This is a genomic window from Kitasatospora sp. NPDC001660, from assembly GCF_053596725.1.
The window spans coordinates 17,798-42,653 of the sequence record NZ_JBSFGU010000054.1; the positions used below are offsets into that span (position 1 = coordinate 17,798).

Here is a 24,856-nt window from a genome sequence, read left to right on the forward strand (position 1 = left end):
ACGCAATAAAGCTCCGGTGGCGCGGGTTGACCTAAGTCACCCCGACCACCGGAGCTTCGTCACGGCCCCGGCATGGAAACCCGTGCCGGGGCCCTGATTGCCGGCTCCACTGGACGTGGGTCCAGTGGAGCCGGCAACTCTGAGTGCGTGTCCTACTCGGCGAACAGGGCGAGCGGGAAGCCGTAGTGGACGTCGCTTCCGCGGGAGAAGAGGCGCCACATCTCGACCTGCCCCGAGCAGTCCGGAAATACCTGCAGGAGGAACGGCGGGGACAGTTCAACCAGAAGCATCCCCTGGGCCCTCACGGTGGCCCTTGTCACGGTGGGACGAAGCTGGGCGAGCCCCCGGTTGAGCAGGAACGACCGCTCATCGAACACGGACCCTCCGGGAGGATCGGCCGGCTTCGGGCCGGCCGAGGTGGTGCCGTAGTCCATGTCACCCGACGCGATGAGTAGATCGTCCTCGTACAGGATCCGGAACGGACACTGCAGATGGAGGGAGACCTCCCCGATGCCGGTCGTCGAGGCGAACTCGACGATCCCCAGATCGGCGGCTCGCCCGACAGACGCCATCGTCGCATCGCGGAGAAGTTCCAGCGCTTCGTCGAACTCCGGCATCAGCACCCCTTGAACAAATTCTTTCCCTCCTCGACGATGCGATGATAGCCGTAGCCCTTCTTGGTGATCTCCTCATGGAACTTGCGTTCCTCCGCCGCGGACAGCTGTCGACCGATCTGCTTCTCAACCGCCTTCACCGCGTCCTTGAACTGCTTGTCCTGCACCTCACGGTCCGACGGCGCGTGGTAGCCGTCGTCATCCGCGTTTCCCTTGTCCCAGGTCCTGCGGAGTTCTGCCAGCCAGTCGGGGTCCTGCCCGTCGTTGTGGACCAGGACCGGAGTGGATCCGGCGAGCACGTAGTACGTGTGCAGGTCACGAACGGTCAGGTTGTACGCCGCGCTGACCATCGGGTGGTGCCGGGTCGCGGTGACGGTCGCGCCGACGCCGGAGGCGGTGCGCAGCAGGTCTCCGGTGCGCAGGTCCGCGGCGGTGATCCAGGCCTGGCGGCTGGCCGACCAGAAGAGGTGGTGGCTGGTGACGACCAGCTCACCGGTGGCCTGAACGCCCATGACCGACAGGTCGGTGAAGTCGCTGTCGTCGGGCGTGTAGATCGTGGCGTCGACTCGGCGGGCGCCGGTCAGTCCCGTGGCCGGGTCGGTCGAGAGGACGAGGTCCCCGGTCCTGACGTCCTCGATGGGGCGGGTCGACCCGTCGGCCATGAGCACCGGCGTGCCGGCCGGGAAGCTGTTCGGGATGGGACAGGTTCCCCGGATCTTGGAGAACAGCTTCTGCAGGAAGGCCATGACCTTCGTGCCGCCCGGGATCTTTTCGGCCCACTTGGCGAGTTTGGCGATCTCGGCGGCTTCGCCGGCGAGCGGGATGGCGGCGACGCACGAGAGTACGGCGTTCTCGACATCCTTCTGAAGGGCGTAGATCCCGCAGTTGACGAGTTGCGACGCGGTGCCGACACCAGGGATGAATCCGATGACGTCCAGCACGCCGTGGACGACGGTCAGCGCGCCGTCGAGCCAGCCCGAGTCGTCGTCGTCCTTGGCCTGCTTGCGGAGTTCGGCCTCGATCTCTGCCGCGGCGTCCTTGTTGTCCTGCTGCGCCTGCTGCTTGGCCTGTTCGTCCGCGGCGTTCTGTTCCGCGATCTTCTGGGCTGCCGCCTGCTCTTCGGCGACGATGGTCGTGTAGGCCTTGAACGCGCCTTCCTTCGCCTTGGCTGCGGTCTGGGCGTCCTTTCCGGCGGCCAGCGCGTCGGCCTGCGCCTGGGCGGCCCACGCGTAGGCGGACTGTGCGGACGAGGTCGCCATGTTCGCCGAGGCCTGGGCCTGCTGGGCCGAGACGGTGGCGGATGCGGCGGAGTGGCGTGCCGAAACCTCGGCCGCGGTCGCGGTCTTGGCCGATTCGGCGGCCTTCTGCGCGCTGGCGGCGGCCGCGTCGGCCTTGGTGCGGGCGTCGGCCGCGTAGCCGGCGGCCTTGTTGGCCGCGGCCTGGGCCTGGTCGGACGCGGTCTTGGCGTCGTCCGAGGCGCCGCGTGCGACGGCGGCGGCCTGGACGGCCTGGGCGGCGCTCTGCTGGGCGTAGGCGGTGACCGCCGACGCCTCGGAGATCATCCGCTGGATCTCCGCCTGGTGGGTCGCGGCCAGCGCGTCCTTGCGCGCGGCCGTGTACTGGCCGGTCTCGACGAACGCGCGCACGACCTCCGGAGGGCCTTCGAGCGCGATCTGGGCAGCGGCCTTGACCTCGGGGCCGCCGGACTGGCGCAGGGCCGCAGCCTTGACCTGGTCGTCGGAGAGCTGGGCCTGGTAGCGGCCGTTGTTGAGGAAGTCACGCAGGGCGTCGACGTTCCCGTTCAGCGCGGTCCGTCCCGCGGCCTGGACGGCGGCACCGCCGTCGCTGACGATCTTGGCGACGCTGACCTGGAAGTCCGCGACGGCCGCCTGGTACTGACCGGTGTTCAGGAAGGTGGACACGGCGTTCGCGTCACCCTTGAGCGATGCGGTCGCCGCGGCACGCACTGCGGGCAGCGCGGATCCCACGGCGAGGTTCGAGGCCCGATCGCGGTCGTCGAGTGCGATCGCCTGGCGCCGGCCGGTGCGAATGAAGTCCAGCACGGCGGTGTCGTCGCCGGCGAGGGCGGTGCGCGCGGCGGCGTTCTCCCACGGACCGGCGATCTTCATCGACATGACGGCGAGCTTGCGCCCGTCGGTGGCGACGGCCGCGGTGTCGGGGTTCGGCTGCGTCAGTGCGGTGGCGAGGCGATCGGCCTCGTCCTTGACCCGGCGCAGCTGCTGGACGGCCTCGCCGATCCCGGCCTGCTTGTCGTCGTAGGCGGCCTTCGCAGCCCGCGCCTTCTCCACGTCCGCAGCCGTGCGCGCGTTGCGGTCCTCGTCCTCGGCCCGCTGGGCCAGGTCGTGGACCGAGTTCGCCTTGTCGACCGCGTCCTTGGCCGTCTGCGCCGCAGCCACCGCGGCATCCGCATGCGCCTTCGACCGGTCCGCCGCCTGCGCGGCCTCGCCGGCGTGCAGCGCCGCGTCCCTGGCCGCGGCCGCGGCGTTGCGGGCGTGCTCGGCAGCCGAGTCGGCGAGGGTCTTGGCGGCGGCTGCGGCCTGCGCGGCCTCACCGGCCAGCGATTTGGCAGCGGTCGCCGCCCGCGTCGCCTCCTGCGCCTGACGGCGCGTCGCGGCGGCGGCGGCCTTGGCCCGCGCCGACTGCGCACCCGCCGCAGACGCGAAGCCACCGGCCTGGTCGGCCGAGGCGGCGGCCGCCATCGCGTTGCCGCCCGCGCTGATCGCCAAGTCCGCCACTTGCTGGCTGGCAGCGGCGGCGGTGTTGGCCTCCTTGAGCGCGCCCGCGGACGCCGTGGCCGCGTTCGCAGCGGTTTCGGCCGCCGTCGCGGCCTGTGTGGCGGCATCCGCCTTGGAACGGTCCGATGCCGCACCGGCGGCCGCACTGCGGGCAGCGGTCGCGGCCTGTGCCGCACCCGCCGCTGCGTACGCGGCCTGTGCGGCCGCACTGGCCGCCGTGCGCGCCGAGTTGGTCGCGCTGCGGGCCGCCTTGATCGCCGTCTGGGCGGCCTGCGCCGCCCTCCCGGCCGCATTGGCCGCGCTCGCGGCCGCCACACCGGCGGCGTTCGTGTCGTTGCGGGCGGCCTCGGTCTCGGCCGCCGCCTGCGCGGCCGACTTCTTGGCCTCCTCCGACTCCGCTACCGCCTGAGCGGAGGCCTCCTTCGCCGCCTCCGACTCACGCACCGCCTGGGCGGACGCCTCCTTCGCCTGCTGCGTCAGCTGGGCGATGCTGGTGCGCTCGGCGTCCCGGGCCTGGGCCACGTGCACGCCGACGGTGAGGAAGTCGCGGACGTCGTCGATCGAGCCGTTGATCGCCAGGCGGGCAGCGGCCTGGGTGTTGGGACCCCCGGTGCTCAGGATCTGGACGAGCTTGACCCGGTCGTCGGCCTCGCGCGCGACGTACTGACCTTCGGTCAGGAAGGCCTGGACATCATCGTTGGTGCCGTTGAGCGCAGTCTTCGCGGCGGCCTGCACACCGGCGCCGGCGCCGTTCATCAACGAGGCGGCCTTCAGCTGCTGATCAGCCTTCAACGGCTCCTGCCAGCCGCTCTCCAGGAAAGCCTTCAGCTCGTCCGGCGTGCCGCCCAGCGCCTTGCGCGCGGCCTCCCGCACGCCCGGCCCGCCGAGGGTGAGGATCTGCGCGGCGCTGACCTGGTCGTCCTGCACCTGAGCGAGCAGCCGGTCATTGTCCAGGAACTTGCGCACGTCCGCGTCCGAGCCGGTCAGCGCCGCCTCTGCCGCGGCCTTGACCGCCGCCCCGCCGTCCATCCAGAAGGCCACGATGCGGCCCCGGTCGGTCACCGGGACCGTTCCGGTGCCGGCGGCCGGGTCCGCCGCTACGGCAGCAGGTGCCGCTCCCAGCAGCCCGGCCGTCAGCGCCAGGGGCAAAAGGCGCGCGCTGAGCAATCCGGTTATGGAATGCCCGCGCCGCCTTCGTCGCCTTGATTGGGAAATCATTCTCTCCACAAAAGACCCTTCGACGTCAACTCGGCCGGGTTTCGGCCCAGGCGAGCATAGCCGCACCTGACGAACCACCAAGAGGACGCAAACCAAGCGGAACTGACGTTCCGCCCGTACAGGCTTTCAAGCAAACCAAGTCGTGACAATTCGGATAAAAAGCAGCCGAAGACTCACTCCTGTCGACCCCTTCGGGCCGAGCCCGGTCGATTCTTGCGGCCCTGGAGTCAACTTCAAGAACAGGGAATGTCCTAGACTGCAGCCCGCCAAGTCATCGGGGAGCGCGAAAATCGGTGGACATCCGACGGTTCGTCTGCTTGCCGCAACCTGGGCCCCATCCGGCCGCAGTGACCAACCGGGAAAAGGCTCCGCTTGGCGCTCCCGCCGACATACCTATCAACTAGCCCGACAGGAAAGCCAAATGAAGAACGGCATAGCCCGCTGGCTGGTCGCCGGCACCCTCGCCGCCGCCACCACCTTCGGTGTCACCGCGTTCGCCGCGGCCGACAGCGTCCCCACCCCCGGCGACAGCGCCACTCCCCCACCCGCCGTCGAGGACTTCACCTACCCCGGCACGTCCCCCAACCCGCTGCTCAAGCTCATCCGCGGCGACGGCCACATCGTCCTCGCCGACTGCAACACCACCACCCAGATCCAGCTGTGGAGCAGCGCGGTCCCGAGCCCCAGCGGCGGCCCCGGCGTGTGCTTCCGCGTCACCGGCACCACCGGCTACCTTGCCCTGGAGCTCCCGCAGACCTTCATGATCCAGACCGGTGACAAGGCCGTGCGCGCCAACCTCACCGCCGACGGCGTCGCCCAGAGCGTCGACGTCGCTAAGAACGGCTACGCCACCGTGGGCCAGGCCCTGGGCCAGAAGCCGACCATGCTTGTCGAGCTGCGCGTCACCGGCTGACGCTCCACCGGCCCGCCGACCACCCACCGATACGGGATCACTCATGAAGCACCGCATCCGCGGCTGGACGGCGGCCCTCGCCGCCACCGCCGCAGGCGTCTTCGGCCTGAGCACCCTCGCCACCGCCGACACCGCCCCGCCGCCCGCCCCGGCCCCGGCCGACGCCTCCGCACCGCTGGCCGCCGTCGAGGACTTCACCTACCCCGGCGCCTCCGCCATCAGCAAGGTCAAACTGCTGCGCGGCGACGGCGCCATCATGCTGGCCGACTGCACCAAGTCCTCGCAGATCCAGCTGTGGACCCGCGCCCCGGGCAACACCGACAACAAGATCTGCTTCACCGCGCCCTCCGCCACCGGCTACCTGACCCTCGAACTGCCCGACGTGTTCGCCGCGCAGACCTCCGGCCGGGCCGTACGGGTCGGCCTCACCGCCGCCGGCGCCTCCCAGAGCACCGACGTGCCCAAGGACGGCTTCACCGGCGTCGGCGAAGGCCTGGGCCAGGCCCCCACCACCGTCGTCGAACTTCGCGTCACCGGCTGACCCCGGCCCCCGACCCTCCTCCTCCGACAGGAACCCACGTGCTTCACAGGACCCCGTCCCGCTCCCTGCGGGCCGGCGTGCTCGCGGCAGCCGCAGCCGCCGGCGCGCTGACCACCCTCACCGCCGGCCCGGCCGGCGCCGTCGTCGGCGACCCCGCGGCCGACGGCGCCTACACCTACACCGCCAAGCTCGCCATCGGTGACAACCTGCGCTCCTGCACCGGCGCGCTGGTTGACCGCAACTGGGTGATCACCGCGGCGAGTTGCTTCTCCGATGACCCCGCTCAGCCGCAGGCGCTGGCGGCCGGGGCGCCGAAGTGGAAGACCACCGCCACCATCGCCGGCAAGAGCGCCGACGTCGCCGGGCTCGCCCCGCGCGCCGACCGCGACCTCGTGATGGTCCGCCTCGCCACGCCGGTGGACGGCGTCGCCCCGCTGGCCGTCTCCGCCACCGCCCCGGCGGCGGGCGAGAAGCTGCGCGTGCCCGGCTACGGACGCACCAAGGACGAGTGGGTGCCCAACGCCCTGCACACCGGCCTGTTCAGCCTCGACGCCGTCCAGCCCACCACCATCGCCACCACCGGCACGGGCGGCGCCGCGATCTGCAAGGGCGACACCGGCGCCCCCGCCATCCGCGAAACCAACGGCAAGGCCGAACTCGTCGCCATCGCCTCCCGCTCCTGGCAGGGCGGCTGCCTCGGCACCCCCGCCACCGAGACCCGCACCGGCGCCAAGTCCTCGCGCGTCGACGACCTCGGCGCGTGGGTCCAGCAGGTCCGCGCGACCGCGTCCGGCTGGAAGACCCAGGCCCTGGTCAAGGGCGACACCGGCCTGTTCCAGGCCACCCGCCTCTACGACGGCAGCTGGACCCCCTTCCAGGACGTCCAGGCCAAGGCCGGCAGCATCGGCGGCGTCAAGGCCGTGGCCGCCGCCGGCATCAACGGCGACACCCACGTCCTGGCGCTCGGCGGCGACGGCCACCTCCACCACACCCTGCACACCGCCGCCGGTGTGTGGGGCAGCTTCGGCGACCTCAACAAGGCCGTCGGGGACCTCGGGAACATCACCCAGGTCTCGGCGTCCTCCATCGGCGCCGACCTGCACGTCGTCGTCCTCGCCGACGGGCAGGTCTTCCACACCGTGCGCCGCGCGGACGGCACGTGGACAGGCTTCGGCGCCGTGTTCGGCGCCGCCGGACCGCTGAACGGCGTCACCTCCGTGGCCGCCGCCGGCACCGGCAGCGAGCTCCAGGTCGCCGTCACCGCCGGCGGAAACGTCTACCACACCCTGCGCGCCGCGGACGGGAACTGGAGCGCCTGGGGCTCGGTCGCCGACGCCGCCGGCCCGATCGGCACCGCCACCTCCGTCGCCATGGCCCGCCAGGGCGACGACATGGACCTCGTCGCCATCACCTCCACCGGCGCCCAGTTCCACACCATCCGCCACGCCGACCGCACCTGGCAGGCCTTCCAGCCGCTGACCGGCGTCCTCGGCACCGTGAACGCCACCTCCGTCAGCGCCACCCCCGTCGACGGCGACGCCCAGTTCGCCGTCGCCACGGCGGACAACCGCGTCCTGACCACCGCCCGCCATGCCGACGGCACCTGGGCCCCGGTCCAGACCCCCGACCTCTCCGCCGTGGCCGGCAACCACACCGGCACCGTCATCACCGGCACCCTCTGACGGCCGCCGGGATCCGCTGACCTTCCCTGAAGGGATCCTGTTCATGTTCGGCACGACTGTCCGGCCCGCACGCCGGGCCGGCCTGCTCGCGGCGGTTGCCGCGGCCGGCGCTCTGGGCGCTGTCTCCTCCGTTCCCGCGGGCGCCGTCGTCGGCGACCCCGCGGCCGACGGCGCCTACACCTACACCGCCAAGCTCGCCATCGGTGACAACCTGCGCTCCTGCACCGGCGCGCTGGTTGACACCAACTGGCTTATAACCGCTGCCAGTTGCTTCTCCGACGACCCTGCCCAGCCGCAGGCGCTGGCCGCCGGGGCGCCGAAGTGGAAGACCACCGCCACCATCGCCGGCAAGGCCGTCGACGTCATCGAGCTGGCGCCGCGCGCCGACCGCGACCTCGTCCTGGCCCGCCTCGCCGCCCCCGTCCAGGGCGTCGCCCCGCTCACCCTCGCCGCCGCTGCGCCGACGGCCGGGGAGAAGCTGCGCGTGCCCGGCTACGGCCGCACCAAGGACGAGTGGGTGCCCAACGCCCTGCACACCGGCCTGTTCAGCCTCGACGCCGTCCAGCCCACCACCATCGCCACCACCGGCACGGGCGGCGCCGCGATCTGCAAGGGCGACACCGGCGCCCCCGTCATCCGCGAGACGAACGGCAAGGCCGAACTCGTCGCCATCGCCTCCCGTTCCTGGCAGGGCGGCTGCCTGGGCACCCCCGCCACCGAGACCCGCACCGGCGCCACGTCCTCGCGCGTCGACGACCTCGGCGCGTGGGTCCAGCAGGTGCGTGACACCGCCACCGCGCCGACCGCCACCGCCGTCTACGACCCGGTCAAGCAGACCTCGACGGTGTTCACCGTCGACACCAAGGGCCGCGTCGTGGGCGCCTACAACATCAACGGCCAGGGCTGGAGCACCTGGACGCCGATCAGCGAACGCCCGGCCGGCACCAAGCCGTTCGTCGGCTCGCCCACCGCCCTGTACAACCCGGCCACCGCCGCCATCGAGCTGTCCGCCGTCGACAGCGACGGCCTGATGTGGCGCACCTACTACCTGGCCGACGCGCAGGGCTGGCGCCCCTGGGCCGGCACCGGCACGACCCGGTTCACCGGCAGCGCCACCGCCGTCTACAACCCGGACACCAAGACCGCCGAGGTCTTCGCCACCACCGCCGACGGTCCCGTCGCACACGCCTACTACACCCCGGGCATGACCGGCTGGAGCGACTGGTCGACCATCGGCACCCGGCAGTTCAACGCCACCCCCAGCGCGATCCACAACCCGGCCACCGGCGCGATCGAGCTGTTCGCGGTCGAACGCAACGGCACCATGCACCACACCTACTGGTTCAACGACGGCAAGCCCTGGAGTGACTGGCTGCCCCTGGACGGAGCCGCCTTCACCGGCAGCCCGAGCCTGGTCTACAACCCGTCCACGAAGACCGCCGAGGTCTTTGCGACCACCACCGACGGCACCGTCGCCCACCGCTACTACACCCCGGGCATGAGCGACTGGAGCACCTGGTCGACCATCAACGGCGGCACCCGGTTCGCCAGCGCCCCCAGCGCCCTCTACAACCCCGCAACCGACGCCATCGAGCTGTTCGCCACCGGCCGCGACACCGCCCTCTACCACGCCTACTGGTTCAACAACGGCAAGCCGTGGAGCGCCTGGGAGTCCCTGAGCGGAGCCACCACGATCGCCGCCGGCCGCATCCCCGCCGCCCTGTCCAGCGCCTCCAGCAACACCGTCGACCTCTTCGCCGCCGGCACCACCGGCGCCGTCGACCACACCGCCTACAAGCCCGGCATGCCCGGCTGGTCCCCCCTGGACACCCTGCCCGGCACCACCCTGCCCACCAGCTGACAGCCCGGGAGAGCCCGAGCCTGTGACCGCCCTCCAGGGCGCGGCGTACCGCACATCAGGACAGCGCGGACCGGCCGGCTCCCCGAGGGCGGTCACAGGCCGAAGGCACTGGGCGAACACTGGTAAGGCGCTGGCAAGACCCCGACCGGGGCCTTGCCAGCACCTTTCCGGCTTCGACCGGCTCTCCCGGCCCGGGCGGATGTCGGAGGTCCCTGCGAAGATCACCGCCATGAAGATCACGGCCACGGAGCTCACCACCGCCCTCGACGGGCTCGACGCCCACCCCTGGGCCGCCGTCGACCACGCCTACGGCCCCGCCGAGGACCTGCCCAGGCTGCTGCGCGCCTTCGCAGAGGACGGTGAGGACGCCGAGGAGGCACTGGACGAGCTGTACGGCTCGATCGTGCACCAGGGCACCGTGTTACACGGCCAGCGTCGACGCCGCCCCGTACCTCGCCCGGATCGCCGCCTGCGGCCGACAGACCGTCGACGCGCTCCGGCTGCTCGGCCGCCTCGCCCAGAGCGAGGACGAGTACGACGTCGAGCCGGGCGCCGTCCGGGCCGCCGTCACCGCCCAACTGCCGCTGCTCATACCGCTGCTGACCGACGATGTCGCCGGCGTCCGGCAGGCGGCCGGCCGGACGCTCGGCCACACCCGGGACACCGGCACCGCCCTGCCCGCCGTCCGGGCCCGCCTGGCCGCCGAGACCGAGCCCGCCGTCCGGGCCGAACTCCTCACCGCCTACGGCCGGCTCACCGGCGACCTCACCGTCATCACCACAAGCTTCCCGGGCGGGCAGACCTGGGTCGCCGTCCAGTACACCGGCGCCGACGTGGTACACCCTCACCGGCACCCCCGCACCCCTACCCGACCACTGCTCCCTCGCCGAATACCACCAACACGTCATCACCACCGTCGAAGCCGGCGGCAAGGCAGTCGCGCCAGTACTCTGACCGAAACCGCCCGGCCGGACGCCGCGGGCGGCACCTCACCGTGGCGTCGCCGGGTGATCGAGAGCGGCGCCACGGCGAGGCCGAAGGCGTGGCGCGCCGACCGGTCTCGCCCCGGCGTAACCACGCTCGGTGGCAGGGCCACGCCACCGGCTGGTGACCTCGCTGGCTGGCAACGGCCACCGGGACGGCGGGGGTTGCCGGCGAGGCCCTGGGCAGGCTGCCCGGGTGACGAAGACGAACTCGCACTCGGGACCGGACCGGCCCTGCGTCCTGCCCGCCGATCCAGCCTGGGTCCACGACGCCCCTCACCTGCCGGAGCTTCTGGAGCTCCTGTCCCTGGCCGCCGAGGTCCGCCCCGGCACCGTTCTCCTCCACACCACCGCCTTACTGGAACGCCGCCCAGGCAATCCAGCGGCTCGCCACCGACCTGGCCAGGCCTACCGCCCGGCACCGTCCGGCTGACCGCCCTGCCCGTCTACGGGTTGGAGGCGCTGTGGGTGGTCCACGACGCGCTCGTGCGCGCCCGAGACCATCTCCCCGATCCGCCCCGGCCGGCCCCATCGGCCGAACACGACGCTATGGGGCTGGCTGGAAGATGTCAGCGAAGGCCTTGGACGGGGCTGTTGCCCGGGCCTCGACGAACCATTCCCGACCGAGCGACCAGCCGAAGACAGGGACCGGAAGACGAACCAGCACCCTCATCACAGGAGCGAGCCGGCCTGTCCCTGAGACCTCCGAACGGTGGGCGGCAAGAGCCGCCTGTTTCTGACCGGCGAACCGTCGGACATCAATGGTGTGGGTGATGGCCACGCGCAGACTGTAGGCGGTGCGCAGCGCATCCGCGTCGTACCGAAACGGGATCCTCAGCAGGCGGACCAGCTTCACCAGGCGAGCCACGACGTCACGCGGCATGGTCGCCTCCAGTACCCGGGGCACCCCGGCCAACTCGGCGGCACGCTTGCCAACGTCGTGCACCTTGACGTGGTCGCGATGGCCGTATCCGCCATTGGCGTCGTAGCTGATAAGCAGGTCCACGTCCTCCTCGCGCAGGACGGCGGCCAGCCGCTCGGCCGCCTCCTCCGTGTCTGCCCGCACGAAGCGTGCCCGATCCGGCGGATCCGGATAGAGCACGGCACCATGGCCGCTGCTTGCGTACCCCAGGTGCTCGACGCGTGTCGCGCCCAGCACGGCCGCGCTCGCCCGCAGTTCACTCAGGCGCGGCGCTTCGCCCTCCGGCGCGGCGTCCATGAGGCCGTCTGTGGCGACCACGATCACCACGCGGTGTCCTTCGGCTGCGGCCCGCGCGAGCGTGCCACCTGTCAGGAACACCTCGTCGTCCGGGTGGGCATGAAAGGCCAAGACGGTTGCCATGGGCCCATCCTGGACCACGGCACTCATCGGTGTCTCTGCTGCCCCACCTCGCACATGATCCGCCGGCCAGGACCCTGCCTCGACAAGGAAGTGCCCGCCGGCCTGGACGTGCACCTGATCTGCGACAACTACGCCACCCACAAGACCCCCGCGATCCGGACGTGGCTGGCCGGACACCCCCGGTTCCACCTGCACTTCACTCCGACCAGTTCGTCCTGGCTCAACCAGGTGGAGCGGTGGTTCGCGCTGCTGACGGACAAGCAGCTGCGGCGCGGCGTCCACAAGTCCGTCCAGGCCCTGGAAAAGGACATCAGGGCCTGGATCAAGAGCTGGAACGAGAACCCCCGCCCGTTCACCTGGACCAAGACCGCCGACGAGATCCTCGAACGACTCGCCTCACATCTTGAACGAATTCCTGGCGCAGGACACTAGATGATCGATTCCAAGGGGTCAGTCGTCTGAGTCCAGTGCCCTCATTGACCGTCTGACCCACCCTTCAGCAAGGGCACGGCGAACGCGGCACGTGGTCGGTCAGTGCGGTCGGAGTCCGTCGAAGAGCACATTGAAGATCCGTTGTCGGGGCGCTGGGTCTGCTCCGAGGTGCTCCATCGTCGTGCTGGTGCCGGCCAGCAGGGCGATCAGTTCCGGCAGGCTGAGGTCCGGGCGGACGGATCCGGCCCGCTGCGCCGCGTCCAGAAGTGCGGCAAGCTGGTCCTGGATCACCTCGCTGGACTCCCGTAGGGCTGCATGCGCGTCCATGCCCGCTGCGGCGAGTGCCTGGGCGAACTCGTTCTTGCCCGCGGACTGTTCGACAACCAGGCGGAAGCAGGCGAAGAAGGCGTCGGCGGGCTCCATTTCGGCGGCCAGACGCGCGGTCTGGGCTGCGATCGCCTCCAGCCTGCGCACCATCACGGCTTCCAGCAGCGCTTCCTTGGTCGGGAAGTGCCGGAAGAGCGTGCCGACTCCGACCCCCGCGGTCCGGGCGATCTCCTCGGTCGGCACACCCACGCCACGGGCAGTGAACACCTCCGTGGCGACGTCCAGCAGCCTGGCGCGGTTACGGGCCGCGTCCGCCCGCAGCGGGCGCTCCTTGGCACCACTCATCCCCTACAACCTTCCCTCGCCTCCGCGGTGCCCTGCTGGACAAGCGGAGTGTCCAGTCCGTATCGTCAAAGCGGACTCGCCAGTCCGATTCTAGCGACGGATTCCGACGGAGGCTGACCATGCCCGAAACGCTGACGCCACGCGAGGTCTTCACCAAGCTGCTCGACAACATCGCCGCAGGCCGATACTCCGAACTGGCCGGGCTCTACGCCGATGACGCCGTGGTGGAGACCGTCTTCGAACCGGTCGGCCCGCGCCGCACCGAGGGGCGGGCCGCGCTCAAGGAGCGGTTCGCGCAGGTCGCTGCAGCCAGTCCGGTGGAGCTGACCCCGGCGAACGTGGTGATCCGGGAGACCGGCGACCCGGAGCTGATCGTCGCCGAATGGGACTACCAGGTGCACCACCGGCCGACTGGAAAGACCTTCCAGTCCGCCAACATCCAGGTACTGAGGGTCCGCGACGGCGTGATCATCCACAGCAGGGACTACCACGACCACTTGGCCCTCATTGCGGCCAGCGGCGCCCTGCCGCAGCTGGTGGCAGCACTGGACGGCAAGTAACGCGAGTGCGGCGCCGCAGGTCGCGAGTTCTCCGATGCTCGACCGCGGCGCGTTCGCCGACAGCGGGACTCGGCCACCGCCCCGTGACGCGCCGACGATCAGCCTCGCAGTCAGTGATCGTAGGCGGTCAGTGAGCGCATGACGGGCTGGCCGGTGTGGTGGTTGTGCCAGATGGCGGCGGTCATCGCGAGGATCCGCTGGAGCACACGGACCATCACCCCACCAGGAGCGCCACCGCGCGGGCCGATGTGCAGCACGTGACGCGGCCGCCGTCGGGCGGGCGGATCAACTCCGAAGCCGGATGCCTGTTCCGGTGGGGAGGCCACGTTGAAGGCCTGCGGCGTAGGCGTGGCGATGCTGCCGGAGTAGAGCTGGGCACCTCCCTGACCAATCGATCGAGTGGTGAACGTGGGAACCATCCGCGGTCGCCCGAACCGCCGGACAGCCAGCACGGCGGTGGGCAGGTCCGTTGCCGACTGATGGCCGTGGGTGGGGCGGAGGCCCCGTAGTAGTCGCGGGAGTAACGACCCGTCACGGAGACCGGGAAAGCCGGTCGCAGGGCCAAGGGGGCCAGCAAGTCAGTGGCTGAAGTGCTGGAAGGCCAGGAGGTCATCGCCGGTGAACACCGACGAACTGGAGTCCGCCCTGTTCGGGGCGGAACTGCGGGTACTGAATATCCAGACCAAGCTGCACCGTTGGGCTCGTGGTGATCCTCATCGCAGGTTCGACGACCTGTTCAACCTCGTTGCCGACCCGGGCTTCCTTCTGGTGGCCTGGGACCGGGCGCGGGGAAACAAGGGTGCACGCACGGCCGGGGTGGACGGACGCACGGCGTCGTCCATCGCGCTGGGAACGGGGGTCGAGGAGTTCCTCGGCATGCTGCGGTCGCAGATCAAGGACCATAGTTTCCGTCCCCTGCCGGTGCGGGAGCGGATGATCCCCAAGGCGGCCGGCAAGTTGCGTCGCCTGGGGATCGCGACGATCACCGACCGGGTGGTGCAGGCGTCGTTGAAGCTGGTGCTGGAGCCCAGGGGTGTCCTTCGCGACCTTCTCCTACCTGCGCAACCACCTGTGGTTCGCGGTCTGGCGATGGGTGCGGCAGAAGCACCCCAAGACGGCCTTGAGGAAGATCTACCGCCAGTACCTCGGGCGGGGATCTTGGTGGGCCAGCGAGAACAGGGAACTGTTCAACCCGATCTCGGTAGGCACCACACGCTACCGCTATCGGGGAGCAGCCATCCCCTCTCCCTGGCCGATCACGGGATGAGAACCGCCACCACGAGGCCCCTCCGGGGCTTGTGGAGAGCCGGGTGCGGCGCCAAGTCGCATGCCCGGTTCGGGAAGCGGCTCCGGGGAAACGGGCCGGTCGAAAGACCGGAACCGCGCCCCGGGCCGACTTCACCAAACTTCGGTGCGACAGGACACCGGACCACCCGCCCGAACACAGGTGACACAGCCTGTCTGTGAATCGCTCCGCCGAGTAGCCGGGGGGAATCTCACCCCCCGGCCCTCACAGAACAGTCTCCCGTTACACGGCTCGTGCCGCTCTGATCGTCAGACCAGCACCGCGCTCACCGTGGGTGTGAGCCGCCAGTGCGCGAACATGCGGGGGTAGCGCCGGGCGATCTCCTGGAGCTTCGCCAGCGCCTTCCGCTTGCCCGCGAGCCGTCCGTACTTCTTGCGGATCCACCGCACCAGGTAGGCGTTGATGCGGGTCAGGAAGGCGAACATCTCCCACGGCCGAAACCGGCCGTAGTAGTTGATCCAGCCGGCCACCTTGGGGTTCACCCTCCGCGCCAGCTCGTTGAAGGTCAGATCGGTGCGAAGGTGCAGATGCCAGCTCTGCACCTCGCGGCTGATCTTGTTCAGGGCGTCCCTGCTGATCGCCGGGTCGAAGCCGAGGAACAGGTTCCCGTGTCGGCTCCGACCCTTCCTGGCGCGGAACGTGTACCCGAGGAACGTGAACGCCGTGTGCTCGTACGAGCCCCGGCGAAGCTGGTCCTTGCAGTAGACGATCCGGGTCTTGTCCGGGTGGAGTTCCAACCCGACCTCGACCATCCGCTCCCGCAGCGCCGCCAGGACCGTGCGGGCCTGGCTCTCGGAGACGCAGTGCAGCACCGCGTCGTCCGCGTAGCGCTCGAACTGGACGCCCGGGAAGTTCCGGACCATCCAGGTGTCGAACGCGTAGTGCAGGAACAGGTTCGCCAGCACGGGAGAGACCGGGGAGCCTTGCGGCGTCCCGCGTTCCCGCTCCATCAGGGAGCCGTCGGGCATGGCGAGCGGGGCGGCGAGCCACCTGCGCACGTACAACTTCACCCAGACGGCATCGGTGTGAGCGTCCACCGCCTTGACCAGCAGGTCCCAGGGCACGCTGTCGAAGAACTTCCGGATGTCGAACTCGACCACCCAGTTCTTCCGCCAGCACCGCTCCCGGCACTTTCCCACCGCGTCCAAGGCGGACCGTCCGGGCCGGTATCCGTAGCGGTCCGGGTGGAAAACCGGCTCCACCCTCCGCACGAGATGCCGGGCCACCACGGTCTGTGCCACCCGGTCGGCGACAGCGGGAATGCCGAGCATTCTCGTGCCGCCGCCGTGAGGCTTCGGGATCTCCACCGCGCGCACCGCAGGCGGGAAGTAGGAACCCGACGACATGCGGTTCCAGATCTTGTACAGGTTTCCCCGGAGATCCTTCTCGAATTCGTCGATGCTCTGCCCGTCCACGCCGGGTGCGCCTCTGTTAGCCCTGACTTCCTCCCACGCTTCCACGACTTCCCGTTTCGAAATATCGAACGGCTTGGTCTGAAGACTTCAACTGGCTCATCCCACTCCTCCCGGAGCACTTCCGGTTGATGTGATTAACTCAGCCACGAACAACCCGGCCCCTTCGCTCCGCCCCCGTTACAGGGGCTTCACCGCTACTACAGGCCGGTCCGCCAGCAGGACCCGCATCGGTACTCGACCCCTCGCAGTTGCGTCTGCTCGGAGCACTCCCTCTCCCCCACCAAGGCAGTGGGGACTATCGGGCCCCGCCTTCTCCTGTTCCGTACGGAAGCAGCAGACCGGGCTCACGTCGCCTGCATGCCGGACACCGCCTGGCCAATAAATGGGCACCCGCCAGGCTCATCCCGGAGTCCAGGTAGCGACCCCGGTTTCGATGCCGTCTGTTTTCCTTTCGACACATCAGCAGTGATTCACTTGCGTTCGTCTTTCCGGTCCCCACCTGACGCCTCCTACGACGCCTTTTCCTCATCGCTCACCACGACGGTCTTCAGCCAACGCAGCATGAGGCGGTTTGAAGCCTCCCCCCGCAGGGCGGCTCCGAAGGGCCATACCTTCATCTTCCGTACAGCACCGCAATTGGAAGCTGTCCTACTACCAACTCCTTCTCGCGTTCAGGACGCAATACCTGGGGAAATGGGCTGAGACCGTCCTAGCAAATCCGGTATAGCGGGCGCGCTGAGACAGGGCTGGGACATGGGTGTCCCAGCCCTGTCCCAGCCGCGGGCGATCGGCTTGGCCGCCTACGGCCGCGGGTGGGGCGGGTCCTCGGGGACAACGGCGGCGATCCGCACGGTCGGCGGCCAGGGCGGCGCCGGGGCGTAGGCGAACACCACGTTGACGGCCGGTCGGCCGGACGCGGGGTCGCCCTCGATCCGGGTGGAGTACAGCTCGATGCGCTGGCTGCCCTCGGTGACCGTGCGGATCAGGCGGCCGAGCCGCGGCCGGTGCTCGAGCTCGGCGCGCAGCGCCTCCAGCACTTCGCCGGCGCCGAGTTCCTTGGCGCGCTGGGCAGCGCGGTCGGTGACCACCGCCACCACCGGACCGTCCGGCTGCTCCTGGTGCGCGTCGCTCACTCGGCGCCCTGCCGGGCAAGCAGGTCGGCGACGGTCTCGTCGATCGCGTCGGCGGCGTCCCGGTCGGCGGCCAGATGCACGCGGCCGCGGTAGGCGGCGACGATCTCGCCGACCGCGACCAGGTCGACCACGGTGCCGACCTCTTCCACCTGGTCGAGCTGGTCGACCGGGACCCGGCGCAGCAGCTGGGCGGCGAGCTCGGCGTCCAGGCGCTCGGCGTCGCCGGGGAATCCGTGGCCGGCGCGCAGCGCGGCTCGCAGTTCCTGCACTGTGTCCATCGGCGGCAGGCCGAGGCGGCCACCCCCGTGTCCGTGTTCGGCGGGCTGGGCGCTCATCCCCGTACCCCTCTCCGTGTCGGTCTGTCCCCGTGTCGGTCTGTCCGGCGCCGGGCCGGGCCCTGTGCTGTCGACGGTAGCCGCCCCGGGCTGGTCCGTGGGGGCGTTCTGGTCAGCATCGCCCCCGCCACTCGTCCCGGCCCGGGGTGCCGTGGCGCCGACCGCACGGGTGTGCGACCTACGATGGGCCGGTGTCCGACACCGTTTTCCCCGCTGACCTGCTCGAACTCCAGCGCCGCTGGTACACCGCCGAGGCCGACTGGGCCGCCGACCCGACCGAGGAGAAGCGGACCGCGTTCGCCGAAGTCGGCGCCGAGCTGTACTCCCACTCGCACTGGGCCGAGGTGGGAAACCGGCACAAGGCTGAGATGAAGCTCAAGCAGGCCGCCCGCCCGGACACCGCGCAGGAACCGGCGGCCTGACCCGCCGGTCGGCCCTCTCCCGCATGCGCCTGCTCCCGGGCCGGACGACGGTGAAAGGGGTCGGGCGAGCACGTCGGGAGGCATCGGTGACAGATGACGTCGGGACCGAGGAGCCGGACGAGACGCACCGCCGGCCGCCCGGAGTGGACGACGCCACGGTCGAGGCGCTGGGGATGCTGACGAAAGCCTTGGAGTACACCGAGCGGGCCCGCGGTCACCTGTACGCGGTGCACCACATGACCGGCGGCCCCGACCGGATGCTCGCCACGGCGGTGCGGATGCCGCGCCAGGCCGGGCACGAGAAGCAGGCCGGCCTGGTCGAGCGGGAGCTCCTGGGCCGGGACGTCATCCCGGGCATGTGGACCTACCAGCTAATCGAGGCATACGACCGGACCTACTACAGCGTGTTCACCGCCGTCGAGGAACAGGTGCGCCAAGACCTCGCCGCTGGCCGCCGACACCTGGCCGACGCCGAGATGCAGCAGGCCGCACGCTCCCGCCGCCGCAGGCACACCGCCCCGTAGACCCGTGCCTTTCGTCCGGGCGTCCAGGAACGGAGCGCAGGCGGCCGGGTCCCGGGGAACGACGGGGGAACGTTCCGCGGGGCCCGGCCGATGGGAGGCCAGCCGCGCCGGGGTCACGGCGTGGCTGCGCTGGCCGGCGGCCCGGTGGTGCTGTGGTCGGGCCGCCGTGCCGGGAATGCTAAACCCATCGATCAGCCACTGAACAGGGCTTTGACCTGCAGAATCTGTCCATAGGCTCCGCCTGCGGCAGTAGGCCAGCTTGCCGGTCCGGTCAGGTGTCCGCGGTGGGCTCCCGGTCGTGCTGGGCGCGGCGGAGTTGTTCGTTGAGGCGCAGGGCTTCTTCGAGTTGGTCTTCGAGGATGACGATCCGGCAGGCGGCCTCGATGGGGGTGCCCTGGCCGACGAGGTCGCGGGCACGCATGGCGATCCGTAGCTGGTAGCGGGAGTAGCGGCGGTGGCCGCCGTCGGAGCGCAGTGGGGTGATGAGGCGGTGTTCGCCGAGGGCTCGCAGGAAGCCGGGGGTGGTGCCGGTCATCTCGGCGGCGCGGCCCATGGTGTAGGCGGGGTAGTCGTCGTCGTCGAGTTTGTCGGGTGTGTCGGGGCTGGCCGTTGTAGTCACTACACCTCTCTGGTTCTCGGGGAGAACGCGTCGAGGGGCCCCGGGGCCGTGTCGGCTCCGGGGCCCCGAAGGGGAACAACACCATCTACCGGCCTGGGCCGGTCCTGTTACTTCCGCACTGCCCCGGGGAGGGGGTGTGCGGGGATCGCGTATGCGTGACCGGAAACCACCGTCCTTGCGTTGGGGTCTGCGGTGTCCGCCCGGGCGAGTGTTCACGGGCCGGGCGATCCTGATGGCGCTTGCGCCCTCCGTTCATCCTCTGTACTGAACTGTCATTTCGTACTGCCGGTACTGCACCTGCTGAACTGCGTACTACTGGTCGGTGGCCGTCGGGGCCCACCCGGTCCGGCAGCTCGGTCACGCCGGCCGTACTGCACCGGCGGTGGCCTTGAACTCCACTGCCCGGGACCCCTCGGCACGCGCGCCCGCAGTCTGGGCGCCTTTGCCGAGGTCCTGCCTGTCTCACGACTGCCGGTACTGCACTCACTGAACTGCGTACTGCTCGGTGCCGCTGGTGGCGGCCCCCGGTACCTGCGGGCCGCCCGGTCCGGCAGCCAGTCCCGTCGCCGTCCTGCACCTGCCTGGCTTCGGAACTCCACTGCCGGACCGAACTGCGATCTCTGTCCAACAACCCCGGCCAGTTCGTGTCTGGCCGGTATCGCCGACTGCTGTCTACGAGAGAAACGTTAGACCCGCCCGCGAGCAATGTCTACTCCGGCGCGCATAGATTTTGGGATGGCCGGGAGTGAGGTAACCTTCCCTCGCGCGGCGGCGGCACCCCCCGAGCTGCCGCCGCGCGCGGACGCGAGCAAGCAGCACCGCGCAGGGAGGCTGCAGTGGGACACCCAGCGCGCGTGGCACCGGAGACGGTCCGGGACGGACAGAGGGCCTTGATCGAAGCGATCACGGAGGCCGTGCGGGACAGCGACGACCGCACCATCCGCCGGCTGCTGGCCCGCTTCGCCGAACAGGCCACCATCACCGGCCTGTACGCCCTGCGCGACGCCCTCATCCACGGCGAGCGCCCGGCTCGCACCCCACAGCAGCCCGCCTGAACCGCCGGGCCTGGTTCCGGCATGACCTGTCCCGGTCGGACCGCCCCGCACGGGAAACGGGATGGCGGTGGCGACGATTCTCGAACGAGCTCGAAAATCAATATAGGAGGGGCCTGACCGGTTTCCCTTTCTCGGTAGGCTGCAGGTATGACGGATGACTATCAGCAGCGGGAAGAGTGGCGGGCCGCCTTCGCCCAGCAGGTCATCACCGACTGCCTGGGCCAATGGCTGCGATCGGCCAATGAGGCGGCGGTGGCCGCAGTCGGCTCGGAGCACGCCACCGAAAATGCCCGCCTAGCCCGGCAGGCCAAGGACAAATTGACCCGCTGGCGGGACAAACGTGACCTCGGTGGCGACACGGCAGCCCGGATCGCCGACGCCGTGGTCGAGAGAATGGAGCACGGCGAGAAAACCTCCCCGCCGCCGGAGAAGGCTGACGAGTCCTTTCCCTCCTTCGACAGCGGTTACCGTGCCGCGGTGACCTGCCAGTGGCTTCGCGACCAGGGCTACGACATCCCCACCTATCCCGGGGCCCCCGAGCTGTGAGATCCCGCGGACCTGCGCGGGTAGCCAACAGTCGGACCCCAAGAGCGTTCTCTTTGCACAGCCCGCCGCCGACCCCCGGCTCCTTCTTCTCCTGTGGGGCGCGCAGACGGCGTCGGTCTTCGGTGACCGGCTGTACGCGCTGGCGGTGATGTGGCTGGCCTGGCAGAGATCCGGCGGTGCGGCGATGGGGCAGGACGGCGTCGTTCAGCGAGTTTGTCCGGTTTGATCACGTGATGCCGAGAACGGCCACCATTCAGATGGCGTCGCGCGTCTGGTGGTGGAGGCCGGTGGCGATCAGGTGGAGCCACGGAGCGCGGGGCTCATGCCGCACCGGGACGCGAATGCTCGTCACCGGCTGCTTCGCTCCTTCCGCCTCCGGAGTGTCGATCGTCTGCGGTGAACAGTCTGTCCAGGTGCTGATCGACAGCGGTGAGCACGTCCCGAGGCTCGATCACGTCCAGTTCGATGAGGGTGGTGAAGCCGGTGAGGGCGAGAAGCAGATTGGTCTCGGCCACCGGGTCGCGGTCGGGGTCGATGTGCCCGTCCGTGATCGCCTGTCGGACCAACTGCTCGACCATGGCGCGTCCTTGGACCATCCCGTCGCGTGCTCGGGCGTGAAAGCTCTCGTTGTGCAACGCCTCCAGGACGAAGGCGGCACTCATCCGGCTAGTCGCGCGAGCGTCGGCATGCAGGGGAAGCATCTCCGTGAGCATCACTCGGAGCACGTCACGGGGGTGCGGCCGGTCGCCGAGCTCCGCGAGGCCCTGGCCGACGCGCAACGAGGCCTGCTCGGACGCGAAGTCCATGGCGAAGGAGAGCATCGCCTCCCGGGAGCCGAAGTAGTGCTGCAGTTGCCCGAGGGAGATGCCAGCCTCCTGCGCGACCTCGCGCATGGTCAGATGCACCACGCCGCGCTGCTCCACCACCCGCCACAGCGCTCGCGCGATCGTTTCGCGGCGTTCGCGGTGATCCACCTGCTTCGGCATCGGCGGCTACTCCGTGGGATTCGTTCCAATACTGTTGACATAATACAGCCGACTGAAATAATACGTCTGACCTATAAAGCCTGGAAGCCTATGGGGGGAAGAAGCGACATGCCTGAACAGCCGACGGTGCGTACTGCGGAGGGTGTGGTGGAGGGCCGCTGGCGGCGGGGGCACGCGGTGTTCCGCGGCATCCCCTACGCGGAGCCGCCGGTGGGAACGCTCCGTTTCGCGGCACCCGCCCCGCCTCGCCCCTGGGAAGGGACGAGGCAGGCGGTCGAGTTCGGACCGGTGGTACCGCAGTCCGGGCCGGTTCACACGAGTTCGCCGGACGGCACGGACTGGTTGACGCTCAACGTCTGCACCCCGGACCCTGGAGCTGCGGGGCTGCCGGTGCTGGTGTGGATCCCCGGTGGCGGCTACATGGCGGCGGACTCGAGCGACCCGATATTCGACCCGGCGGCGCTGGCCGAGTCCAGGCTCGTCGTGGTGAGCATCAACTACCGGGTGGGCGCCGAGGGTTTCGCGCTCCTGGAGGGTACCCCGCCGAACCGCGGATTCCTCGACCAGATCGCGGCGTTGCAGTGGGTGCGGCGGAACATCGCCTCCTTCGGAGGCGACCCTGACCAGGTCACGGTCGCCGGGCAGTCTTCCGGGGCGGGGTCGGTCGCCGCCCTGCTGGCGATGAAGCCGGCGCGCGGCCTGTTCCGGCGGGCCATCACCCACTCGGTACCAGGCCTGCACTGCACTCGCGCACTGGCACAGCAGGTCGCCGCCGCGCTCGCGGACCGGCTCGGCACGGTGCCCACGGCCGCAGCCTTGGCCGACGTCGATCCCTGGCGCCTGGCCGAAGGAGTCACCGCCCTCAGCGCTGACCTCCACGGTTACCGCGAGAGCTGGGGACGGCTCTCCGGGACCGGGGTCGCCATCTGCCCCGTGGTCGACGGCGAAGTCCTCGCCGAAACGCCCTGGTCCGCACTGACCAGTGGCCGCGCGAGCGGGATCGAACTCCTCGCCGGCCATACCCGCGATGAGTTCCGGCTGTTCAGCGTCATGTTCGGACGGCTGGGCAAGTTCACCGAGCAGGACGCCCGTACTGCCCTGGAGCTGTTTGCCCCGGCACCGGACGGTGCGGACGCCTACCGTGCAGCCCACCCGCACGCCACCCCTGAGGAGTTGCTGGAAACGGTTTATTCCGACGCCGTCTTCCGGATGCCCTCAATGCTGTTGGCCGAGGCGAACGCCGCAGCCGGCGGCACCTCGTTCCTGTTCGAGTTGCGACTGGCCTCACCGGCCTTGGGAGGAGTCCTGGGCGCCTGCCACAGCCTCGACGTCCCACTGGCGTTCGGCACGCTGGACAGCCCCACCGGGCGACAACTCCTCGGCGACCAGCCCGCCCCCGAGGCCATCGCCGTGTCGCGGGAACTCCAGCAGGCGTGGGTCGGTTTCGCCACCACCGGTGCCCCCGGATGGGCCGCCTACCACCCCGACCAGCAGCACACACGCGTCCTGGACGCCGACTCGAAGACCCTGCCCTACCCCGAACAGGCCTCCCGCCGAATCTGGAAGGGCCGCGCCCCAGCTCCCTTCGATCTCGTGTAGGACAGGCCACAGAACGCGGTGGTGCGGTGCCGAAGACGGCCACGACCCGCTGACCCCTGCTGCGCCCGCCCGCCGTTGCCACCGCTTGCCTCGGCACGCTTCTCAACGGCGGCGGTGGACCCGCCCTGCTGGTCGCGGCCCCAGGCTGCATCGTTCTGGCGGAGTGTCCGGTTTGTTCACGTGATGCCGAGCGTGATGAGCGGGCGGGTGGCATCGCGTGCGTGGTGGCGTAGGCCGGCGGCGATGTTGTTGCGGTCGGCCAGTCGAAGTGCGCCGATGGCCAGGTTGCGCAGGGTGGTCATGGCGCGGGGAGCGTTCCCGTGGCGCACGCGGGAGGCGTCCTCGCCGTAGGTGACGTCCCTGACATGGTGGATCTTGTTCTCGATGCCCCAATGGTCCCGCACTCGCCGGGCGATCTCGCCCGCGTCCGCCTGATCTGCACTCAGGCTGGTGACGGCGTAGACGCGTTCGAGGCTGACCTTGCCGGTGGTCACGATGCGTCGGCGGCGCACGACCTGCAGGGCCTGGGCGGCGTGCGGGAAAGGCGGCTTGGCCACAGTCGCGGTCTTCATCCGCCGGATCTCATCGCGCCCGTGGGCGGTGGCGCGGGTCTTGTCCAGCAACGGCACCTCCTTCCACGGCAGGGTCTTCAGCAGCCGGTGCAGCGTGGGGTGGTTGCCCTTGACCAGCGCGATGTAGTGCGCGCTCTTGTCTTCCACCAGGAAGCGGGCGTGGTCGGTCTGGGTATGCATCGCGTCGAAGGTGACCACGGTGCCGGTCAGGTCGAGCGGCGTGAGCAGGGGCTGGAAGACGGTGATTTCGTTGGTTTTGGCATTCACCTCGTGCTGGGCCAGGACCAGGCCGCGTCCGCTCATCGCGGACAGCAGGTGGACCTGGGGGCCGTCGGCGCGGACCGCACCGCGTACGGTCTTGCCGTCCACGGCGAGCGCGGGAGCGGCCGTATCCGCCCGGTCGCGGTCGGCGGAACGGTCTCGGTCGGCCAGCCAGGAGCCGATCGCCGCGTCCAGTGCGTCGCCGTCCACGCGCTGGAGCACGCCCCGCGCGGTGGCTTCGGCCGGGGCGATCGGTCCGATGTCCGGTTCCCGGCAGGCGCCACCGAGACGGATCAGCAGGTGGGGTGAGGCGTCAGCGGCCCACTCCGCGATCGCGGTTAAGGATTTGGCCCCGGCGAGCACCGCGCAGGCGGCCAGCGCCAACACGAAGACGAGGGAATGGCGCCGCCCCCTCCGACGAGGATCGGGCACGGTGGCCAGACGGGCCACCAGCCCGGGATGGCCATCGGGCGGCAACGGTGCGGCAGCGGCCAACTGACCCAAGCCGG

The 24,856-nt window shown here is 70.3% G+C and carries 21 protein-coding genes and 2 pseudogenes; 12 read left to right on the forward strand and 11 right to left on the reverse strand.

What is annotated here, in order from left to right:
• Window positions 1-152: 152 nt before the first annotated feature.
• Window positions 153-617 carry a hypothetical protein gene (locus ACWCXH_RS34200; protein ID WP_449805408.1) on the reverse strand — a complete coding sequence of 155 codons (465 nt, stop codon included), beginning with the start codon at window positions 615-617 and terminating at the stop codon, window positions 153-155.
• Window positions 617-4,537, reverse strand: coding sequence for a polymorphic toxin-type HINT domain-containing protein (locus tag ACWCXH_RS34205; RefSeq protein ID WP_449805409.1), 3,921 nt, complete (start codon window positions 4,535-4,537; stop codon window positions 617-619). Before ACWCXH_RS34205 ends, ACWCXH_RS34200 begins: the two co-directional genes overlap by 1 nt.
• 472 nt (window positions 4,538-5,009) lie before the next feature.
• Here ACWCXH_RS34205 and ACWCXH_RS34210 point away from each other — a divergent pair, with 472 nt between their 5' ends.
• The 4 genes from ACWCXH_RS34210 to ACWCXH_RS34225 are packed head-to-tail and all read left to right on the forward strand — an operon-like array spanning window position 5,010 to window position 9,585.
• The gene (locus ACWCXH_RS34210; RefSeq protein ID WP_449805410.1) at window positions 5,010-5,501 is read left to right on the forward strand and encodes a hypothetical protein; all 492 of its coding nucleotides are present in this window, start codon (window positions 5,010-5,012) and stop codon (window positions 5,499-5,501) included.
• Between the two features lie 43 nt (window positions 5,502-5,544).
• The gene (locus ACWCXH_RS34215; RefSeq protein WP_449805411.1) at window positions 5,545-6,042 is read left to right on the forward strand and encodes a hypothetical protein; all 498 of its coding nucleotides are present in this window, start codon (window positions 5,545-5,547) and stop codon (window positions 6,040-6,042) included.
• Window positions 6,043-6,080: 38 nt separating this feature from the next.
• Complete coding sequence (locus tag ACWCXH_RS34220) at window positions 6,081-7,724, forward strand: trypsin-like serine protease (RefSeq protein WP_449805412.1); 1,644 nt, start codon at window positions 6,081-6,083, stop codon at window positions 7,722-7,724.
• A gap of 43 nt (window positions 7,725-7,767) precedes the next feature.
• Window positions 7,768-9,585: a trypsin-like serine protease gene (locus ACWCXH_RS34225; protein WP_449805413.1), complete on the forward strand. Its 1,818-nt coding sequence runs from the start codon at window positions 7,768-7,770 to the stop codon at window positions 9,583-9,585.
• Between the two features lie 1,530 nt (window positions 9,586-11,115).
• Here ACWCXH_RS34225 and ACWCXH_RS34230 read toward each other — a convergent pair.
• Window positions 11,116-11,910: a PIG-L deacetylase family protein gene (locus ACWCXH_RS34230; protein WP_449805414.1), complete on the reverse strand. Its 795-nt coding sequence runs from the start codon at window positions 11,908-11,910 to the stop codon at window positions 11,116-11,118.
• A gap of 78 nt (window positions 11,911-11,988) precedes the next feature.
• Here ACWCXH_RS34230 and ACWCXH_RS34235 point away from each other — a divergent pair.
• Window positions 11,989-12,342, forward strand: a pseudogene (locus tag ACWCXH_RS34235) (transposase); the annotation flags it as partial.
• Between the two features lie 99 nt (window positions 12,343-12,441).
• Here ACWCXH_RS34235 and ACWCXH_RS34240 read toward each other — a convergent pair.
• Window positions 12,442-13,014, reverse strand: coding sequence for a TetR/AcrR family transcriptional regulator (locus ACWCXH_RS34240; RefSeq protein WP_449805415.1), 573 nt, complete (start codon window positions 13,012-13,014; stop codon window positions 12,442-12,444).
• 119 nt (window positions 13,015-13,133) lie between these two features.
• On the opposite strand from ACWCXH_RS34240, the gene ACWCXH_RS34245 reads away from it, so the two are divergent.
• Window positions 13,134-13,574: a nuclear transport factor 2 family protein gene (locus ACWCXH_RS34245; RefSeq protein WP_449805416.1), complete on the forward strand. Its 441-nt coding sequence runs from the start codon at window positions 13,134-13,136 to the stop codon at window positions 13,572-13,574.
• A gap of 110 nt (window positions 13,575-13,684) precedes the next feature.
• On the opposite strand, the pseudogene ACWCXH_RS34250 reads toward ACWCXH_RS34245, so the two are convergent.
• Window positions 13,685-13,810: pseudogene (locus ACWCXH_RS34250) on the reverse strand (IS982 family transposase); the annotation flags it as partial.
• 382 nt (window positions 13,811-14,192) lie between these two features.
• On the opposite strand from ACWCXH_RS34250, the gene ACWCXH_RS34255 reads away from it, so the two are divergent.
• Window positions 14,193-15,041 (forward strand): hypothetical protein, encoded by an 849-nt coding sequence (locus tag ACWCXH_RS34255; protein WP_449805417.1) that lies wholly within the window; start codon window positions 14,193-14,195, stop codon window positions 15,039-15,041.
• Window positions 15,042-15,128: 87 nt separating this feature from the next.
• On the opposite strand, the gene ltrA is transcribed toward ACWCXH_RS34255, so the two are convergent.
• The 3 genes from ltrA to ACWCXH_RS34270 form a co-directional block, all read right to left on the reverse strand.
• The gene (gene ltrA, locus ACWCXH_RS34260) at window positions 15,129-16,295 is read right to left on the reverse strand and encodes a group II intron reverse transcriptase/maturase (RefSeq protein ID WP_449805418.1); all 1,167 of its coding nucleotides are present in this window, start codon (window positions 16,293-16,295) and stop codon (window positions 15,129-15,131) included.
• Between the two features lie 800 nt (window positions 16,296-17,095).
• Window positions 17,096-17,428 carry a hypothetical protein gene (locus tag ACWCXH_RS34265; protein ID WP_449805419.1) on the reverse strand — a complete coding sequence of 111 codons (333 nt, stop codon included), beginning with the start codon at window positions 17,426-17,428 and terminating at the stop codon, window positions 17,096-17,098.
• Window positions 17,425-17,763, reverse strand: a complete 339-nt coding sequence (locus ACWCXH_RS34270; RefSeq protein WP_449805420.1) for a hypothetical protein — start codon at window positions 17,761-17,763, stop codon at window positions 17,425-17,427. Before ACWCXH_RS34270 ends, ACWCXH_RS34265 begins: the two co-directional genes overlap by 4 nt.
• 191 nt (window positions 17,764-17,954) lie before the next feature.
• Here ACWCXH_RS34270 and ACWCXH_RS34275 point away from each other — a divergent pair, with 191 nt between their 5' ends.
• Together ACWCXH_RS34275 and ACWCXH_RS34280 are read left to right on the forward strand one after the other, a co-directional pair.
• Window positions 17,955-18,185: a hypothetical protein gene (locus ACWCXH_RS34275; protein WP_449805421.1), complete on the forward strand. Its 231-nt coding sequence runs from the start codon at window positions 17,955-17,957 to the stop codon at window positions 18,183-18,185.
• 86 nt (window positions 18,186-18,271) lie between these two features.
• Window positions 18,272-18,709: a hypothetical protein gene (locus ACWCXH_RS34280; RefSeq protein ID WP_449805422.1), complete on the forward strand. Its 438-nt coding sequence runs from the start codon at window positions 18,272-18,274 to the stop codon at window positions 18,707-18,709.
• Between the two features lie 271 nt (window positions 18,710-18,980).
• Here ACWCXH_RS34280 and ACWCXH_RS34285 read toward each other — a convergent pair whose 3' ends face one another.
• A complete protein-coding gene (locus ACWCXH_RS34285; RefSeq protein ID WP_449805436.1) occupies window positions 18,981-19,262 on the reverse strand; it encodes a helix-turn-helix domain-containing protein in 282 nt (93 codons plus the stop codon).
• 956 nt (window positions 19,263-20,218) lie between these two features.
• Between ACWCXH_RS34285 and ACWCXH_RS34290 the strand changes: the two genes are divergently transcribed.
• Together ACWCXH_RS34290 and ACWCXH_RS34295 are read left to right on the forward strand one after the other, a co-directional pair.
• Complete coding sequence (locus ACWCXH_RS34290; RefSeq protein ID WP_449805423.1) at window positions 20,219-20,383, forward strand: hypothetical protein; 165 nt, start codon at window positions 20,219-20,221, stop codon at window positions 20,381-20,383.
• Window positions 20,384-20,530: 147 nt separating this feature from the next.
• Window positions 20,531-20,929, forward strand: coding sequence for a hypothetical protein (locus ACWCXH_RS34295; protein WP_449805424.1), 399 nt, complete (start codon window positions 20,531-20,533; stop codon window positions 20,927-20,929).
• 320 nt (window positions 20,930-21,249) lie between these two features.
• Here ACWCXH_RS34295 and ACWCXH_RS34300 read toward each other — a convergent pair whose 3' ends face one another.
• A complete protein-coding gene (locus ACWCXH_RS34300; RefSeq protein ID WP_449805425.1) occupies window positions 21,250-21,915 on the reverse strand; it encodes a TetR/AcrR family transcriptional regulator in 666 nt (221 codons plus the stop codon).
• Between the two features lie 108 nt (window positions 21,916-22,023).
• Between ACWCXH_RS34300 and ACWCXH_RS34305 the strand changes: the two genes are divergently transcribed.
• Window positions 22,024-23,514 carry a carboxylesterase/lipase family protein gene (locus tag ACWCXH_RS34305; protein WP_449805426.1) on the forward strand — a complete coding sequence of 497 codons (1,491 nt, stop codon included), beginning with the start codon at window positions 22,024-22,026 and terminating at the stop codon, window positions 23,512-23,514.
• A 176-nt stretch (window positions 23,515-23,690) separates the two neighbouring features.
• Here the strand turns inward: ACWCXH_RS34305 and ACWCXH_RS34310 are convergent, their stop codons facing one another.
• On the reverse strand, window positions 23,691-24,851 hold the full coding sequence (locus tag ACWCXH_RS34310) for an ISAs1 family transposase (RefSeq protein WP_449805427.1): 1,161 nt from the start codon (window positions 24,849-24,851) through the stop codon (window positions 23,691-23,693).
• Between the last annotated feature and the right edge of the window lie 5 nt (window positions 24,852-24,856).

What these genes read in the sequence shown, in the direction of transcription:
- ACWCXH_RS34200 (WP_449805408.1), bottom strand. Translation starts at nt 617, where the DNA reads ATGCCGGAGTTCGACGAAGCGCTGGAACTTCTCCGCGATGCGACGATG.
- ACWCXH_RS34210 (WP_449805410.1), top strand. Translation starts at nt 5,010, where the DNA reads ATGAAGAACGGCATAGCCCGCTGGCTGGTCGCCGGCACCCTCGCCGCC.
- ACWCXH_RS34215 (WP_449805411.1), top strand. Translation starts at nt 5,545, where the DNA reads ATGAAGCACCGCATCCGCGGCTGGACGGCGGCCCTCGCCGCCACCGCC.
- ACWCXH_RS34225 (WP_449805413.1), top strand. Translation starts at nt 7,768, where the DNA reads ATGTTCGGCACGACTGTCCGGCCCGCACGCCGGGCCGGCCTGCTCGCG.
- ACWCXH_RS34230 (WP_449805414.1), bottom strand. Translation starts at nt 11,910, where the DNA reads ATGGCAACCGTCTTGGCCTTTCATGCCCACCCGGACGACGAGGTGTTC.
- ACWCXH_RS34240 (WP_449805415.1), bottom strand. Translation starts at nt 13,014, where the DNA reads ATGAGTGGTGCCAAGGAGCGCCCGCTGCGGGCGGACGCGGCCCGTAAC.
- ACWCXH_RS34245 (WP_449805416.1), top strand. Translation starts at nt 13,134, where the DNA reads ATGCCCGAAACGCTGACGCCACGCGAGGTCTTCACCAAGCTGCTCGAC.
- ACWCXH_RS34270 (WP_449805420.1), bottom strand. Translation starts at nt 17,763, where the DNA reads ATGAGCGCCCAGCCCGCCGAACACGGACACGGGGGTGGCCGCCTCGGC.
- ACWCXH_RS34285 (WP_449805436.1), bottom strand. Translation starts at nt 19,262, where the DNA reads ATGGGCCGCGCCGCCGAGATGACCGGCACCACCCCCGGCTTCCTGCGA.
- ACWCXH_RS34295 (WP_449805424.1), top strand. Translation starts at nt 20,531, where the DNA reads ATGACGGATGACTATCAGCAGCGGGAAGAGTGGCGGGCCGCCTTCGCC.
- ACWCXH_RS34300 (WP_449805425.1), bottom strand. Translation starts at nt 21,915, where the DNA reads ATGCCGAAGCAGGTGGATCACCGCGAACGCCGCGAAACGATCGCGCGA.
- ACWCXH_RS34305 (WP_449805426.1), top strand. Translation starts at nt 22,024, where the DNA reads ATGCCTGAACAGCCGACGGTGCGTACTGCGGAGGGTGTGGTGGAGGGC.